The sequence below is a fragment of the Rhodococcus sp. IEGM 1306 genome (genome assembly GCF_036541985.1).
GTDB lineage: Bacteria > Actinomycetota > Actinomycetes > Mycobacteriales > Mycobacteriaceae > Rhodococcus_F > Rhodococcus_F qingshengii.
In genome coordinates this window covers 462,518-477,900 of sequence record NZ_JAZHFF010000004.1, presented here as the reverse complement: position 1 = coordinate 477,900, position 15,383 = coordinate 462,518, and the positions used below count along the sequence as shown (strand labels likewise).

16 protein-coding genes and 1 tRNA gene are annotated in these 15,383 nt (G+C 61.6%); all 17 read right to left on the bottom strand.

What is annotated here, in order from left to right; translation table 11 throughout:
• Positions 1 to 8 precede the first annotated feature (8 nt).
• Positions 9 to 1,256: an MCE family protein gene (locus V3587_RS14840; RefSeq protein ID WP_124568225.1), complete on the bottom strand. Its 1,248-nt coding sequence runs from the start codon at positions 1,254 to 1,256 to the stop codon at positions 9 to 11.
• Positions 1,253 to 2,530, bottom strand: coding sequence for an MCE family protein (locus tag V3587_RS14835; RefSeq protein ID WP_003941859.1), 1,278 nt, complete (start codon positions 2,528 to 2,530; stop codon positions 1,253 to 1,255). The genes V3587_RS14840 and V3587_RS14835 overlap by 4 nt, the downstream gene beginning before the upstream one ends.
• Positions 2,527 to 3,780: an MCE family protein gene (locus V3587_RS14830; RefSeq protein ID WP_283376722.1), complete on the bottom strand. Its 1,254-nt coding sequence runs from the start codon at positions 3,778 to 3,780 to the stop codon at positions 2,527 to 2,529. The genes V3587_RS14835 and V3587_RS14830 overlap by 4 nt, the downstream gene beginning before the upstream one ends.
• Complete coding sequence (locus V3587_RS14825) at positions 3,780 to 4,775, bottom strand: MCE family protein (protein WP_003942053.1); 996 nt, start codon at positions 4,773 to 4,775, stop codon at positions 3,780 to 3,782. The genes V3587_RS14830 and V3587_RS14825 overlap by 1 nt, the downstream gene beginning before the upstream one ends.
• Positions 4,772 to 5,851 carry an MCE family protein gene (locus V3587_RS14820; RefSeq protein ID WP_003941932.1) on the bottom strand — a complete coding sequence of 360 codons (1,080 nt, stop codon included), beginning with the start codon at positions 5,849 to 5,851 and terminating at the stop codon, positions 4,772 to 4,774. The genes V3587_RS14825 and V3587_RS14820 overlap by 4 nt, the downstream gene beginning before the upstream one ends.
• The gene (locus tag V3587_RS14815) at positions 5,848 to 7,209 is read right to left on the bottom strand and encodes an MCE family protein (RefSeq protein ID WP_283376723.1); all 1,362 of its coding nucleotides are present in this window, start codon (positions 7,207 to 7,209) and stop codon (positions 5,848 to 5,850) included. The genes V3587_RS14820 and V3587_RS14815 overlap by 4 nt, the downstream gene beginning before the upstream one ends.
• Complete coding sequence (locus V3587_RS14810; RefSeq protein ID WP_003941894.1) at positions 7,206 to 8,066, bottom strand: MlaE family ABC transporter permease; 861 nt, start codon at positions 8,064 to 8,066, stop codon at positions 7,206 to 7,208. Before V3587_RS14810 ends, V3587_RS14815 begins: the two co-directional genes overlap by 4 nt.
• 5 nt (positions 8,067 to 8,071) lie before the next feature.
• Complete coding sequence (locus V3587_RS14805; protein WP_003942038.1) at positions 8,072 to 8,866, bottom strand: MlaE family ABC transporter permease; 795 nt, start codon at positions 8,864 to 8,866, stop codon at positions 8,072 to 8,074.
• Positions 8,867 to 8,875: 9 nt separating this feature from the next.
• A complete protein-coding gene (locus tag V3587_RS14800) occupies positions 8,876 to 9,997 on the bottom strand; it encodes an ABC transporter ATP-binding protein (protein WP_007728450.1) in 1,122 nt (373 codons plus the stop codon).
• A gap of 259 nt (positions 9,998 to 10,256) precedes the next feature.
• The gene (gene rplL, locus V3587_RS14795; protein ID WP_003941857.1) at positions 10,257 to 10,643 is read right to left on the bottom strand and encodes a 50S ribosomal protein L7/L12; all 387 of its coding nucleotides are present in this window, start codon (positions 10,641 to 10,643) and stop codon (positions 10,257 to 10,259) included.
• Between the two features lie 78 nt (positions 10,644 to 10,721).
• Positions 10,722 to 11,306: a 50S ribosomal protein L10 gene (rplJ, locus tag V3587_RS14790; protein WP_003942074.1), complete on the bottom strand. Its 585-nt coding sequence runs from the start codon at positions 11,304 to 11,306 to the stop codon at positions 10,722 to 10,724.
• 402 nt (positions 11,307 to 11,708) lie between these two features.
• The gene (locus V3587_RS14785; RefSeq protein WP_283376724.1) at positions 11,709 to 12,401 is read right to left on the bottom strand and encodes a hypothetical protein; all 693 of its coding nucleotides are present in this window, start codon (positions 12,399 to 12,401) and stop codon (positions 11,709 to 11,711) included.
• A 119-nt stretch (positions 12,402 to 12,520) separates the two neighbouring features.
• The gene (gene rplA / locus V3587_RS14780) at positions 12,521 to 13,240 is read right to left on the bottom strand and encodes a 50S ribosomal protein L1 (protein ID WP_003941982.1); all 720 of its coding nucleotides are present in this window, start codon (positions 13,238 to 13,240) and stop codon (positions 12,521 to 12,523) included.
• Positions 13,241 to 13,349: 109 nt separating this feature from the next.
• Positions 13,350 to 13,784, bottom strand: a complete 435-nt coding sequence (rplK, locus tag V3587_RS14775; RefSeq protein WP_003941896.1) for a 50S ribosomal protein L11 — start codon at positions 13,782 to 13,784, stop codon at positions 13,350 to 13,352.
• A gap of 66 nt (positions 13,785 to 13,850) precedes the next feature.
• A complete protein-coding gene (nusG, locus tag V3587_RS14770; RefSeq protein ID WP_095970336.1) occupies positions 13,851 to 14,687 on the bottom strand; it encodes a transcription termination/antitermination protein NusG in 837 nt (278 codons plus the stop codon).
• A gap of 84 nt (positions 14,688 to 14,771) precedes the next feature.
• On the bottom strand, positions 14,772 to 15,275 hold the full coding sequence (secE, locus tag V3587_RS14765) for a preprotein translocase subunit SecE (RefSeq protein WP_283376725.1): 504 nt from the start codon (positions 15,273 to 15,275) through the stop codon (positions 14,772 to 14,774).
• 31 nt (positions 15,276 to 15,306) lie between these two features.
• Positions 15,307 to 15,379: transfer RNA gene (locus V3587_RS14760), tRNA-Trp, on the bottom strand.
• Between the last annotated feature and the right edge of the window lie 4 nt (positions 15,380 to 15,383).

Genomic DNA, 15,383 nt, shown 5'->3' with positions numbered 1-15,383 from the left:
GGATCGGTCTACTTCGGTGTCACTCCGAGCAACGGCGCCAACTGCGTCGCGATCGGGTTGAGGTTCAACTTGTCCGGATCGACCTTCGGCTTGAAGTCCCAAGGCTGGATCGTGTCGGGATCGGCGTACACCACGCGGTTGGCACTGCGGACGCCCGTCTCGCTGCCCAGCGGCGTCTCACACGACGCCGCGGTGTTGAGTGGGAAATCCTGCTGCGTGTCGTCGAAATTGGGGTTCTGACGCTTCATCTCGTCCAGGATTGCCATGGTGCCTTCGTAACCAACCGTGCACGAGAGCGGATTGTTGGTCTCCAGCACCAAGCCCTGATGGACCGTTCCGTCGCCGGGAGCAACCGTCGGTGCGGCAGCGGCGAGGCCGGGAAGGAAGATCAGGAACGGCTGCAACGCGATCGTTCGCGGTGCAAGCGTTTTGGTGGTGGCCGCCAGGTTTGTCAGGTCGGTCGTCAGGCTCGGACCACCCTCGTTGATCAGGGCGCCGATCTGATCGCTCGCCGGGATGCCGTTGTCGATCAAGCGTCGGATATCCGGATCGCTGGTCCGCAACTGCGCCGTCACGGCATCGAGATCGGTGCTGAACTGCTTGATCGCGGAGGACTGATCCGACTGCGTCGTCAGTACCGTCTCACTGTTCCGAATCAGCGCGAGCGTCTGAGGCAGAGTGTCGAGCCCGGACTGCGAGAGACCGGACAACGAATCGGCCAGGACCTGAATGTCCTCGCCCTTGCCGTTGAACGCTGCACCGAGTTCGACGGCGACGGTGTGGAGTGCGTCGACCGGCACGGACTTGACCAAGCCGTTGGCACTGGTCAGCACATCCTCGATCGGGATCGGAGTTGTGGTGTCCCCCACCGCGATCACCGAGCCGTCCTCGAGGAACGGTCCCTGATCGGTATCGGGCTGGAGGTCGACATACTGCTCACCGATGGCGGAGCGGTTAGCCACGACGGCACGGGCCGACGCAGGAATCTCCGGAGCACTGTTGTCGATTTTCAGGTCGACCTGAATTCCGTCCTCGGTCAACGACATGTCGCCCACTCGCCCGACCGGCACGCCGCGATACGTCACTTCGGCGTTGGTGAAAATTCCACCGGACGTGGCCAATTCGGTCTTGACCGTGTACTGCCCGAACCCCATGAGGTTGTCCAGGCGCACGTACTTGGCGCCGACGTAGATGAGACCCAGGAGCGCTACCACGACAAAGCCGACGAGCTGCCATCTGACCAGAGCTGATCTCACTGTCCATCACCGCCGATTCCGAACTGTTCCAGCATTCCCTGGATGGGGTTGAGTGGGTTCGCCGCGGGCGCCGGCGTTGCCGGATCACCCGCTGTTGTGGCGGGAAGACCGGCGACAACGGGAACCTGCGGCAGGATCGGAGCGATCGGCAGCAGTGACACCGTCGGCCAACCCGGACGCGGGCCGTTTCCGTTGTAGTACGGGTTCGACGGATCGACTACCGGCTTGGGATTGCCGAACTTCGGCTGACGGTATTCCGGTTCGCCTTGTCCGACACCGAGACCCGAGAGAGTATTGCCGATCTGCAGGTCGACACTCAGGAAGAGGTTCACGGAACCACCCTGTGCAATCTTCTCGACACCGTCCGGGAACGGGAACGTCGGCAGGAACGGAAGTGCCCCGACGAAGTCGTCACCGGAGTCTGCGAGCGCCTGCAGCGTCGGACGCAGAGCCTGAAGATCGGCGATCAGATCGTCCTTGGACTGTGTGAGGACGTCGGTTCCCACTGTTCCGAGTCGATCCACCTGAGCGAGCATCTGAGTCAACTGCGGACGCTGCTCGTTGAGAACCTGTGTCGCAACGGGGAGTTCCTCGAGAATCTTCCCGATCTTCTCGTTCTGATCGTTGACGCGGGTCGAGAGCACATCCAGGCCGTCGAGCGCGCGTGTGATGTCGTCACGCTGCTCGTTGAGTCCACCGATGAGTGTGTTCGCCTGCTCCAGAAGGCTTCTCGTCTTGCCTTCGCGACCGTCGAACGCGGCACCGAGTTCTTCGACGATGGGTTGCAGCTGGCCCACACCGCCGCCGTTGAGCAGCAGCGACAATGCGCCGAGAACCTGCTCGATCTCCGTGGCGTGGCGAGTGCGATCCAACGGAATCAGGTCTCCGTCGGCCAGCTTCGCAGAGTCCGGTCCGGACGGCGGGGCCGACAACTGGATGAACTTCTCGCCGAGCAGGTTGGTCTGCTCGACCGCGGCAATTGCGTTGGCGGGTAGATCAACCGACGAGTCGAGGATGATACCGACGTCCGCGGTCCATCCGTCCGGTCCGACCGACACGTCGTCGACGCGCCCGACGGGAACACCGTCGACCTTCACAGCAGACTGCGGAACCAAGTCGAGCACGTCGTCGAACTGAATGGTCAAGTGCATCGGATCGGAACCCACATCGGGACCGCCGGGAAGCGGGACCGCGTAGATGCCCTCGGACGAGCAGGCGGTTGCCGAGATCAGGACGGCGCACAGTCCGGCGCCGACTATCAATGAACGCTTCACTCGCCCTCCCCGTTTCCACTGTTGAGTCGCGGTGACACGACGCCAGGCACAGTGCCCGGAACTACCTGCATCTGACGCTCGGATCCGGCGAGGATGCCGAAGGGAAGATTCAGTCCTGCGGCCTGATTCGCTGCATCGGTCATCGCGGCGACATTTGCACACTGGTCGATGGCCGGTTGCATCTGCCGTCCCAGCGCCTCGAATCGCGGATCACCGGGCAACAGCTTGCCGAGGTCCATCAACTTGCAGAGCACCCCGGCCGGGTTCTGCAGATCGGGGAACGCCAGACGTGAAGCCAGCACACCTGATTCGGCGTCGTAGGAGTTGACGAGGTTGGAGATCGCCAGCGGAAGCATGGTGAGCGTGTTGGCCAGCGCTTCCTTGTTGTTCGCCAGTGTCTGTGTCGGTTCGACGAGTCCCTCGGTTGTCTGGACCAATTGATCACGGTTGTCGGCCACGAACTTCCCGACGTCGCCGAGAGCAATCGACAGCTGATTCAGGGCGGCGCCGAGGTCGTCGCGTTCACCCGCCAAGAACCCGGTCAGATCCGACAGCTGAGTGTTGAACTGACGCACCTGCTGATCGTTGGCCGCGAGTGCGCCCACGAAAGTATCCAGGTTCTTGATGGTCAGCGAGATGTTGTCACGCGAATCGTTCAGCGTCCGAGCAGCATCCGAGAGGTTGGTGATGCTGTCCCCCAACGCTTCGCCGTTGCCCTCGAGGTTGGCCGCACCGGTCTCGACGAAATCGGACAGCGCGCCGTTCTTGTTGGCACCCTCGGGACCGAGCGCCGACGCGAGTTCGTCGATGCTGGAGTACAACTGGTCGACCTCGACGGGCGTCGCCGTCTTCTCGATCGGAATTACTGCACCGCTGGCCATCTTGTCGCCACCGGTGAAGACCGGGGTCAGCTGGATGTAGCGGTCGGCAACCACCGACGGCGTGATCTGAGCGGCGCTGGCACCGGCGGGGATGTCGATCCCACGATCGACACGCAACTCGACCTTGACCTGGTCTCCCTGAGGTTCGACCGACTCGACGGTGCCGACCTTCACTCCGAGAACACGAACGTCGGACCCGTCGTAGATACCCACCGACTTGTCGAAGTAGGCGGTGATCTTGGTGGTACCGGCGCGAGTGAACACCCACCACAGCGCACCACCGATCACGAGTAATCCGATCAGAACAGCAGCGATGATCGCGATCGAGCGCTTCTTGGAGCCGCTTCCGGCTTCGGCGGTATCAGCCATCAGTTGCCTCCCAACGTACGAACGGGGTCACGGTAGCCCGGAATATCCGGCAGACCCGGCGGAAGGAGGTTCACGACGACCTGGTCGAACCAACGGCCGTTGCCGACCACGTTGGCGTACAAGCGAATGAAGGGTTCGTAGAGCTTCAGTGCCTTGTCCAAGTTCTCGTTGTTGGCCTTCAGGATGTCGATGACGCCGTTGAGCTGCGTCAGCGCCGGCCCGATTGCCGCCTCGTTGTCACGAACGAGACCGGTGAGCTGCTGAGAGACGCGCTGAGTTCCGGTGAGCAGCTGCGAAATCGCCTGCTGGCGATTGTTGAGCTCCTGCACCAGCAGTCCGCCGTCCCGGATCAGCTGGGTGAATTCCTTGTTGCGGTCAGCAAGAATCTGCGACGTCTTCCCGGTGGCGGCGAAGAGCTTCTGCAGGTCCTGATCGCGACTCGCGATCGTCTGCGACAGCCGACTGACACCGTCGAGCGACGCGCGGACATCGCCAGGTGTCTCGGAGAATGCCTGGGACAACGTCTCCATGCTCTTCGCCAACTGGTCGGTGTCGATGTCGCCGACCGTGTCCGCTGCGGCCGAGAAGGCCTGAACGACGTCGTACGGAGACGTGGTGCGCTCGAGCGGAATCCGGTCCTTTGGATCGAGGTTGTCGGTTCCACGCGGATCGAGTGCGAGGTACTTCTGTCCCAGAATCGTCTTGATCTGAATGGACGCAGAGGTTTGATCTCCCACCCACGCGTCGCTGACCTTGAAGTCGACGAGAACACGGTCACCGTCGAGATCTACGGAAGTGACCTTGCCGACCTTCACGCCGGCGATACGAACCTCGTTACCAGGTTTGAGTCCCGCAGCTTCGGAGAACTCGGCCGAGTAGGACGAGCCTGCTCCCACGAACGGAAGCGAATCGAGGAAGAACGCGGACAAAGTGGCCAACAGCACCACGAAGATACCGATGGCTCCGGCCATGGCCGGACTGCGACGTTTGCTCATCGACCTTGCAACTCCCTCATACCGTCTTGAGTGCATCGCGTGGCCGCGTTGGTGTAAATCGGCTGATTGACCGTCGGCAGGCCGGTGGGCAGATTCAGCGACGCAGACTGTCCTGGACCGGCAACGATGTCGATTCCGCACAGGTAGAACTGGAACCAGGAACCGTAACTCGCTACGCGAGCAAGCTTCTCGAGCTTGACCGGCAAGGTTTCGAGCACCGCGTTCACGTCGTCACTCCGACGGTTGAGTGTGGTCGCCAACGTGTTGAGAGCCGTGATCGAACCCTGAATGGACGGCCTTGTCGGCTCGAGCAGGTCGGCCGTCGCGTCGGTCAGGCCCGCAAGTGAGGTGACGGCCGAACCGACCACGCCACGCTCGTTGGCCAACCCGGTGACGAGTTGCTGGGTGTTGACGATCAGTGAATCGAGGTTCTTGTCGTTCGCGTTGACGGTGTCGAGAACGTCGTTGAGGTTCTTGATCACCGCCCCGATGACGGCGTCCTTGTCCGCGACGGTGTTGGTCAGGCTCGCGGTGTTGCGCACGAGCTCGCTGATGGTGCCCGATTCGCCTTGGAAGACCTGGATGATCTGGTACGACAGCTTGTTGACGTCGTCCGCGCTCAGGGTGGTGAACAGCGGCTTGAAGCCGTTGAAGAGCGTCGTGAGATTGACTGCCGGGCGCGTCTGGGACAGCGGCAGGGTATCGCCGCCGGTGATCTTCTTGCCCTGGCTGCCTTCACCTTGCGAGAGCGAGATGTATCGCTGCCCGACCAGGTTGCGGAACCGGATGGTGGCAATGGAACTGGCCGGCAACCAATCACGGTCGGATACCGAGAACTGAACCTCGGCCTGGTTGTCGTTGACGATGGCGATCTTCTCGACCTGGCCGACACGAACACCGGCAATGCGGACCTCGTCGCCCTCGTTCAACGACGTGACGTCGGAGAAGACGGCGTTGAACTTGGTACCGCCACCACCGCCGAGGTTGGCGATGCTGGCTGCCAGCAGTCCTGTCGCCAGGACCGTCACCACCACGAAGATGATGAGCTTTGTCAGCGGAGCTGCGAGTCCTCTCATTGGACGCTCACCTCCGCACCTGCGAATGCCGGAGCGCTGACCATCGTGGTCCACGCCGGAACATCGTCCGGCGCAACACCGTTGGCCTGTCCGTAGATCACCTTCAACGTATCCTCTTCGAGTTTCGAGCCCGCGTAGCCGGCCTGCTGAGCAGGACCGCTGTTGTTGGTCGAGAACAACTGAGGTCCGGAGCCCTCGGGTGCAGGCAGGAATTCCATGGTGGCGGGACCTGGATTGCGGGAAGGAACCTGGTAGGAACCGTCACCGTACGAACCGCCGGGGTACTGCGGGAACGGACGACCGGGCTCGGTGACGTTGTCGTAGCAAACCGGGCCGCGGTTGTCGACGAGTCGTGGCTCGTCCTGGTTGGGCAGGTAGCGACCCTTGGGGTTCACGATCTGAAAACTCGCACGCACACCAGGATTGGGCGCGTCGGTGGACAGGATCTTGGCAGCTTCCGGAGCGGTGTCCGAGAAGCCCTTGAACGTGCACCCGAAGGTCGGTGAGTACTGAGCCAGAAGCTGGAGAGCTTCCTTCGAATCCGCAGCGAGCGTGATGATCGAGGACGAGTTCGCTTCGAGGAAGGCTGCGGTGTCCGACGATGTCACGGTGAGCGACGCCAGCAGTGTCCGCAACTGGTCCTGCTTCTGCACCACCGTGTTACCCGTGGTCCGCAGATTGTCGAGAGCGTTGATCAGATCGGGCGCTGCGTCCGAGTACGTCTGGGAGAAGTCCGCGAACTTGCGCAGATCCTCTTGCACCGCGGGCAGCTCGGTGTTGACGCCGCGGAAGATCTCCTCGAGACGATCGACCGTCAGACCGAGCTCAGCGCCGCGCCCCGTCAGACCCTGCGCGAGAGAACCGAGAGTGTTCGCCAGATCCTGCGGCGGAATGGCCTGCAGAAGTGGGAGCAGCCCGTCCAGAACGTCGCCGACCTCGACAGCATTGCCGCTCTTGTCCTGGTGGATCACCGTTCCCGCGGAAATCGGGGTCGCGGTGGTTCCCTCCGGAATGATCAAGGAGACGTATCGCTCACCGAATAGCGTCTTCGGAAGCAGACGCGCCGTGACATTGGACGGAATCAGATCGGCCTTGTCCGGCTCGATCGCGAGGACCGACGTGACCTGGCCGTCTTTCGTCGACGCGGACCGCACCTCGCCCACAAGCAGCCCACGAACCTTGACGTCAGCGTTGGGTGGCAAGGCATTTCCGACGGTATCGGTCACGAGGTCGATCTTCACGACGTCCTTGAACGTCTTGTTGAAGGTCCCGATGGTGAAGGCCAGGAACAAGGCCAACACCACGAAGAACACGAGTCCGAGCACACGGCGGCGCAGGACTGACGGAGCCTCGATCATCCGGCCACCCTCACAGTCGTCGTGGTTCCCCAGATAGCAAGGCTGAGGAAGAAGTCGAGAACGGCGATCGTCACGATTGCGGCGCGAACAGCGCGGCCGACGGCCACACCCACGCCTGCGGGACCACCAGAGGCGTGGAAACCGTAGTAGCAGTGGATCAGGATCAGCACGAAGGCGAAGACCAGGACTTTCGCGAACGAATACAGCACGTCCTGCGGTGGCAGGAACAGATTGAAGTAGTGGTCGTACGAGCCAGTCGACTGCCCGTTGAACACCGTACTGATCACTCTCGAGGCGAGGTACGCCGCGAGTAGACCCACGATGTACAGCGGGATGACGGCGACGAAGCCGGCGATCATGCGCGTCGTGACCAGGAACGGCACCGACGGAACTGCCATGACCTCCAGTGCGTCGATCTCTTCGGAGATTCGCATGGCACCGAGTTGCGCGGTGAAACCACAACCGACCGTGGCCGAGAGCGCAAGGGCCGCAACGATCGGAGCGATCTCACGGGTGTTGACGTAGGCGGAGAGGAAGCCGGTCAGAACCGAGCTTCCCAACTGCTCGAGAGCTGCGAAGCCCTGCAGACCGACGACGACACCGGTGAATCCCGACATCATCGCGATGACGCCGATCGTTCCGCCGATGACTGCGAGCGCACCGCTACCGAACGTCACTTCGGCGAGTAGCCGAAGCGTCTCCTTCCGATACCGGTGCAGGGTGCGCGGAGTCCACGCGATGGCGCGCGCGTAGAACGACATCTGCTCGCCTGCGCGGTCCAACGCGTTCACTGGAATTCTGGCAACTTTGCGGCTCTTCAGCAGGAACTGATCGCCGCGGCCTCGTGCGATGGTCATTTAGGTCAAGATCCCTTCGCCGGCACGATCTGGAGGTACACCATCGTCAGAATCAGATTGGCGAAGAACAACAGCAGGAACGTGATGACGACGGCCTGGTTCACCGCCTCACCGACGCCCTTCGGGCCACCGGACGGGTGGAGTCCCTTGTACGCGGAGATCACACCAGCGATGACACCGAACACCGCGGCTTTGATCTCACCGCTCCAAATGTCCGGTAGCTGCGCAAAAGCTGAGAACGAGGAGATGTAGGCACCGGGGTTACCGCCCTGCAGGATCACGTTGAAGAAGTAACCACCCGCGATACCGACCACGGACACCAGTCCGTTGAGCAGCACGGCGATCAGCACCATCGCGAGTACACGCGGAACCACCAGGCGCTGAATCGGATTGATTCCGAGGACTTCCATCGCGTCGATCTCTTCGCGAATGGTTCGCGAACCGAGGTCGGCCGTCACGGCCGATCCGGCCGCACCGGCGACCAGCAACGCTGTCACCAGAGGGCTACCCTGCTGGATCACCGCCAGGACGCTGGCAGCGCCGGTGAACGATTCTGCACCCAACTGCTTGATCAGCGAACCGGTCTGCAGTGAGACGACGGCGCCGAAAGGGATGGCTACCAATGCCGTCGGCAAAATTGTCACGCTGGCGATGAACCAGGCCTGCTCGATGAACTCACGGAACTGAAACGGACGCCGGAACGTATTCCTGACGACGTCGACGAACAGTTCGACGATGTTTCCGGCCTGAGTTAATGCTCCGTTGACCGGACTCAGAACCGAGTTGCGGGTAACCCCCATCCGATATGCCTACCCTTGCCCGTGTGTCGTGTTTCCGTAGGGATCGCCCTCGTATGCAGGAATGACCTGCGTGTCTTGCGAGTTGTCGTTCCACTCCCCCTGATAGCCGCTCGCTTCGGCGTACTGGGGATCGTACTGCCCAGTTCCGTCAACCTCGTCCAGGCTGTCCTGAATTGCCGCCTGAGCGTTAGCTGGGAGGGTGTGCATGATCTGGCGGACGCGCTCCTGGCGACGACGAACAGCCTGACGCTCGGGGTTTCCGGGGGTGGCCTTCATCTGCGGCACGATGCCCTCGACGTCGTCGACACCACCAGCGTGGTGACCGGCGTCGACGAGCGCCTGCTCGTGCGCCATCTGAGCCTCGTCCTTCTCCTCCGACATACCGATCGGACCGATCATCGTTCCGTTCAGGAACTGCTTGACGACGGGCTCGTCCGAGGTGAGCAGCACCTCGCGAGGACCGAACATCACCAACTGACGACGGAAGAGCATGCCGATGTTGTCCGGCACCGTACGTGCGAGGTTGATGTTGTGCGAGACGATCAGAATCGTCGCGTCGGACTGGGCGTTGATGTCGATCAGCGTCTGGCTGATGTACGTCGTACGCACCGGGTCCAGACCGGAGTCAGGCTCGTCGACGAGGATGATCTCGGGATCGAGCACGAGTGCACGCGCCAGACCGGCACGCTTGCGCATACCGCCGGAGATCTCACCGGGAAGCTTGTCCTCGGCGCCGACCAGACCCGTGAGGTCCAACTTCTCCATCACGATCTTGCGGATATCGGATTCCGACTTCTTGGTGTGCTCACGAAGGGGGAAGGCGATGTTGTCGTACAAGTTCATCGAGCCGAACAGCGCGCCGTCCTGGAAGAGAACGCCGAACAGCTTGCGGATCTCGTAGAGCTCCTTGGAGGAGCACTGCAGGATGTCCGTGCCGTCGATGACGATGGAGCCTTGTTCAGGGCGGAGCAGTCCGATCAGGGACTTCAGGAACACCGACTTACCGGTACCCGAAGGCCCGAGCAGTGCGCTGACCTCACCCGCGGGAAGTGTCAACGACACGTCCTGCCAAATCCTCTGCGACCCGAAAGACTTTGTCAGTCCTTGTACCGCTACCTCGACTCCCACCATTACCTCCGCGACGTCCGTTGCATGCATGCACCCGTGTGGGTTGGGTCACTCTATCGCATGGGAGTGGTACCCGTGACTACGAATACTACTAACGAGTAGGGAAGAAGCATAATTCAGGTCACAGCCTAGTTCGGACACCCCTCCCACCTGCATGGATTCCGACATATCACCCACGAAAAAAGTTCAAAAAAAGAGGGCCACTCCCCGTGGGGAGTGGCCCTCTTCGTTACTACTCGCGAAGAGCAGCGGGAAAACCGTCTTACTTGATGACGATCTTTGCGCCGGCAGCTTCGAGCTTTTCCTTGGCAGCCTCTGCGGCGTCCTTGGCAACCTTCTCGAGGATGGCCTTCGGAGCGCTCTCGACGAGGTCCTTGGCTTCCTTCAGGCCGAGGCCGGAAACGACCTCACGGACGACCTTGATGACCTGGATCTTCTTGTCGCCAGCCGACTCGAGGACGACGTCGAACTCGTCCTGCTCTTCAGCAGCTTCTGCGCCGGCAGCCGGTGCGCCTGCAGCGGCGACGGCGACGGGAGCAGCAGCGGTGACCTCGAAGGTCTCCTCGAATGCCTTAACGAACTCCGAGAGCTCGAGGAGGGTGAGCTCCTTGAACTGGTCCAACAACTCTTCGGTGCTGAGCTTCGCCATTGTGGCGGTCCTTCCTGTAAGTCCCATGTCGCTGATCCGCGACCGGGCGGGGTTATAGCAGTGATGCGCGGGTGCGGATCAGCTTTCGGCTTCGGCCTCGGCCGGAGCCTCGGTGGCAGCCTCTGCGGGGGCCTCTGCGGCTCCGCCTTCTGCAGCCTTCTTCTCCTGCAGGGCAGCGGCCAAACGGGCCATCTGCGAAGCGGGAGCATTGAACAGGCCTGCGGCCTTTGCCAAGTTGCCCTTCATCGCGCCGGCAAGCTTTGCCAACAGGATCTCGCGGGATTCGAGATCCGCGATCTTGTTGACCTCTTCCACGGACAGCGCAGCGCCGTCCATGTAGCCGCCCTTGATGATGAGCGCCTTGTTGTCCTTAGCGAAGTTCTTCAGAGCCTTCGCAGCGTCGACCGGTTCGCCCTTGATGAATGCAATGGCGGTCGGACCAACGAACAGGTCATCAAGGCCCTCGATGCCAGCCTCTGCGGCGGCACGCTTGACCAGGGTGTTCTTGGCGACGGAGTAGGTGGCACCTTCTCCGAGAGCGCGTCGCAGTGTCGTGATGTTGCCAACCGAAAGGCCACGGTATTCCGTGACCACAGCGGCGGTCGAACCCTTGAACTGCTCGGTGATTTCCGCAACTGCGGAAACCTTCTCAGGCTTTGCCATACTTCGCCTCCTCTCGTGACAGTCGTTGTCCCACTCAGGAACCGCTGCACCTCATCGGGGTGAACCCGAGAAGACACAGTCCGCGACATGCAAAACGCCCCGGCGCAAGCGCACGGGGCGTACAGAGGAAACATGAAGAAGAGGCTTACGAATCAGCGTAACGATGCAACGCAAAGCAGTGCATAACCAGGCAAACTGTAGAACCACTACATCAAGCTATCCCCCTACCTCGTTCACCTACGTGGGCCGCCGGGCACTCCCGGACTTTCAACCACACTCATCACTGAGTGCAATCACCAACGGTCTTGGGTAGAACATGATTTTGGGGTGAAGTTCATATCCAGCACTGAACTCCGCGTCGAAGACTACCTGACTGCTCGCTGCATAACCAAATCGGGTTCGTCACGCGCCTATAGCCCTGGCGATCTTGTGTTCGATCTCTGCCCGAGCTCGGTCCGGCAACACCAGCAGCCCATCGAGTTCCTTGTGGGCCTTCCGATACGCACTCTGACGTTCCTGTGGCGTCGCGCCCTCGTCCATGGCCAGTCGCAGCAGACGCTGCGCCCGTACCAGGCGCTCTTGTTCGTCGAGGGTGAATCCGCTCCGTCGGCGACGCTTCGCCTCCGCTTCCGCGATCTCGAAGGCGATCGAGTACGCGTGCACCGCCTCGCGATACTCGGTTTGTGCCTGCTGATTGCCGATCATCGTCTCCGGATTGCCTGGACGGAGCAGATCGGCACGATATTTGGCTCGATGAAAATCGGCCGTCAAAGACTCACGCATGTCCGTCATCATCGGGGTGTCGAGCAGTGTGACCGGATCGAGCTCGTATGAGAACCATCGGGCGTCGACCGCATCGTGCTGCTCGATTACCTTCGCCAGCTCTCGGCGCTGTGTTTCTTCGTCGGCGTGATGTTGTGCATTGGCCTGCGCGATGGCGACCTTGGTCTGCTGCTTGAGCCGGAAGCGCTCTTGCCGGCGCTCGATCCGCTTTTCGTTGGCAACCGCGACACCTTTCAGCGCCCCACCGATGGTGCCGCCGAAAACGAAGATCAGCCACCAAAAGTTTCCGAGGAACTGGAACGCTTCGTGCATACCCCGATGATGCCACCGTTGGACCGATACCACCGGCAGGGATCACTCCCTCCCGAAACAGACAAGAAGGCCGGCAGGGAGTTGATCCCTGCCGGCCTTCTTGTTCGTATGCGGACTGCTTACGCGTCTGCAGCATCCTCGAGGAGGTTGCGAGTACGGTTCGGATCCACCGGGATGCCCGGACCGGTGGTGGTCGAGACCGTGATCTTCTTCACGTAGCGTCCCTTGGCCGACGAGGGCTTCGCACGCAGGATCTCGTCCAGGGCTGCGCCGTAGTTCTCCACCAGCTTCTCATCGTCGAACGATGCCTTGCCGATTACGAAGTGCAGGTTGGCCTGCTTGTCGACGCGGAAGTTGATCTTTCCGCCCTTGATGTCGTTGACAGCCTTGGTGACATCCGCCGTGACGGTGCCCGTCTTCGGGTTCGGCATCAGGCCACGCGGTCCGAGGACACGGGCGATGCGGCCGACCTTGGCCATCTGATCAGGAGTCGCGATTGCGGCGTCGAAATCGACCCATCCACCCTGGATGCGCTCGATCAGGTCTTCTGCACCGACTACGTCAGCGCCTGCAGCCTCGGCTTCTGCTGCCTTCTCGCCAACAGCGAACACGATGACGCGAGCGGTCTTACCGGTGCCGTGGGGCAGGTTGACCGTTCCGCGGACCATCTGGTCAGCCTTACGGGGGTCGACGCCCAGACGAACTGCAACCTCAACGGTTGCATCCATCTTGGTGGACGACGTCTCCTTGGCGAGCTTTGCAGCCTGAAGCGGGCTGTAGAGCTTGTCTGCGTCGATCTTCTCAGCGGCGGCGAGGTACGCCTTGCTGCGCTTTGCCATTTGTTCTGTCCTTACTTATCACTGCAGCGAATTACCTGTGCAGTGGTGAATGGTTCAGTTGTGGTCGGGGCCTGGCCGGCCCTCCCACGTAATGCTGTGGAGCGGACTACTAGCCCTGGACCGTGATGCCCATGGAACGAGCGGTGCCGGCGATGATCTTCGCGGCCTGCTCGATGTCATTGGCATTGAGGTCTTCAGCCTTGGTCTTCGCGATTTCGCGCACCTGATCCATGGTCACCGAGGCGACCTTGGTCTTGTGCGGTTCGCCGGAGCCCTTGGCGACGCCGGCTGCCTTGAGGAGCAGCTTGGCGGCGGGAGGGGTCTTCAGCTTGAAATCGAAGGTCCGGTCTTCGTAGACCGAGATCTCGACCGGCACAACGTTGCCGCGCTGGGACTCAGTCGCCGCGTTGTAGGCCTTGCAGAACTCCATGATGTTCACGCCGTGCTGACCGAGCGCGGGACCCACGGGAGGTGCAGGGTTAGCCTGACCTGCCTGGATCTGCAGCTTGATGAGCCCGGCGAGCTTCTTCTTCTTTGGGGGCATCTCTAGTTCCTAGTTTCTAGCTTGGGTGTGTGTCTTGCGTCGAACAAATTGCAAGTTTTGGGGTGGTCAGATCTTCGCGACCTGGTTGAAGTTGAGCTCAACCGGGGTTTCACGACCGAAGATCGACACGAGAACCTTGAGCTTCTGCTGCTCGCCGTTGACCTCGCTGATGCTGGCCGGAAGGGTTGCGAACGGGCCGTCCATGACGGTGACCGACTCGCCGACCTCGAAGTCGACCTCGATGAGGGGCTTGCCGAAGGACTCGGACGGTGCCTCGCCTGCTGCGACGGCGGCCGCTGCAGCCTGCTGCTTCTTCTGCTCCTGCTGCGGGAGCAGGAACTTGACGACCTCGTTGAGGGTCAGCGGCGAGGGACGCGACGTGGCACCGACAAAACCGGTGACGCCAGGCGTGTTGCGCACGGCGCCCCACGACTCGTCGTTGAGCTCCATGCGAACGAGGATGTATCCGGGCAGAACCTTGCGGTTGACCTGCTTGCGCTGGCCGTTCTTGATCTCGGTGACCTCTTCGGTGGGAACTTCCACCTGGAAGATGTAGTCACCGACGTCGAGGTTCTGAACGCGAGTCTCGAGGTTGGTCTTGACCTTGTTCTCGTAACCGGCGTACGAGTGGATGACGTACCAGTCACCCGGGGCGCGACGAAGCGCAGCCTTGAGTTCGGCAACGGGATCCTCGACCTCGAGCTCGGCGGCGGGAGCGGCCTCGTCGGAGTTCTCGGCATCGTCGGAGATGACGTCCTCGGTCGCTGCAGCGTCTGCGTCGGTGCCTTCGGCAACGTCCACATCGGTGCCTTCGGCAACCACGACGTCTACTTCGGCTGCCGCCTCGGCAGAAACACGCTCTTCGGCCAAAGCCTCATTCGTGTCGTTCTCGGGGGTGCTCACTGGGGCACTCGCTTCCTCTCGTTACTCGGACCCGGGTCGGGTCTTGTCGCGCTCGCAGGCAAAGACGCCCGACTGCTACGGCGATCAGCCGAACAGCCAGGTGACACCCTTGATCACAGCGATATCGACGCCGCTGATGAAAGCGACCATGAAGACCACGAACGTCAGCACGACGCTGGTGTAGGTGATCATCTGCTTGCGGTTCGGCCAGATGACCTTACGGAGTTCTGCGATGACCTCGCGGAAGAACTTGCGCAGGCGCTTGAAGATGTTGTCTTTCTTCGCCTTGGGCTTCTTGCCTAGGTTCGTTGCAGTCGGCTTGGCCGAAGATGTCCGGGATGCCGTCCGGGCCGGAGTCTTCACGGTGGACGCGCTGACCGAGGCGCCGCGTGCAGCGCGCTTGCCGGTCGGCTTGTTGGAAACCCCACTAGATGCGGAGGGTGCCTTCTCGGCGCCGTCCTTGTCCAGCGACAGATCGGAACGCGTAGTCGCGTCAGCTGCAGTGTCGTCGACACCGGTCGAATCGGCAGACGTTGAAGTCTCCGCATCCGAAGTGTCGGCGTCGCGCTTGGCGCGCTCCTCGCTCACGTCGTTCCTCTCAGTCGCTGGCATCCGGGGGCAGGGGCGACAGGACTTGAACCTGCAACCTGCGGTTTTGGAGACCGCTGCTCTGCCAGTTGAGCTACGCCCCTTTGG

Excerpts from the sequence above, each read along its gene's own strand:
- rplK (WP_003941896.1), bottom strand. The coding sequence starts at position 13,784 with ATGCCCCCAAAGAAGAAGAAGCTCGCCGGGCTCATCAAGCTGCAGATC.
- V3587_RS14810 (WP_003941894.1), bottom strand. The coding sequence starts at position 8,066 with ATGACCATCGCACGAGGCCGCGGCGATCAGTTCCTGCTGAAGAGCCGC.
- rplA (WP_003941982.1), bottom strand. The coding sequence starts at position 13,240 with ATGGCAAAGCGCAGCAAGGCGTACCTCGCCGCCGCTGAGAAGATCGAC.
- rplJ (WP_003942074.1), bottom strand. The coding sequence starts at position 11,306 with ATGGCAAAGCCTGAGAAGGTTTCCGCAGTTGCGGAAATCACCGAGCAG.
- V3587_RS14830 (WP_283376722.1), bottom strand. The coding sequence starts at position 3,780 with ATGGCTGATACCGCCGAAGCCGGAAGCGGCTCCAAGAAGCGCTCGATC.
- V3587_RS14785 (WP_283376724.1), bottom strand. The coding sequence starts at position 12,401 with ATGCACGAAGCGTTCCAGTTCCTCGGAAACTTTTGGTGGCTGATCTTC.
- V3587_RS14800 (WP_007728450.1), bottom strand. The coding sequence starts at position 9,997 with ATGGTGGGAGTCGAGGTAGCGGTACAAGGACTGACAAAGTCTTTCGGG.
- V3587_RS14815 (WP_283376723.1), bottom strand. The coding sequence starts at position 7,209 with ATGATCGAGGCTCCGTCAGTCCTGCGCCGCCGTGTGCTCGGACTCGTG.
- V3587_RS14820 (WP_003941932.1), bottom strand. The coding sequence starts at position 5,851 with ATGAGAGGACTCGCAGCTCCGCTGACAAAGCTCATCATCTTCGTGGTG.
- rplL (WP_003941857.1), bottom strand. The coding sequence starts at position 10,643 with ATGGCGAAGCTCAGCACCGAAGAGTTGTTGGACCAGTTCAAGGAGCTC.
- V3587_RS14805 (WP_003942038.1), bottom strand. The coding sequence starts at position 8,866 with ATGGGGGTTACCCGCAACTCGGTTCTGAGTCCGGTCAACGGAGCATTA.
- V3587_RS14825 (WP_003942053.1), bottom strand. The coding sequence starts at position 4,775 with ATGAGCAAACGTCGCAGTCCGGCCATGGCCGGAGCCATCGGTATCTTC.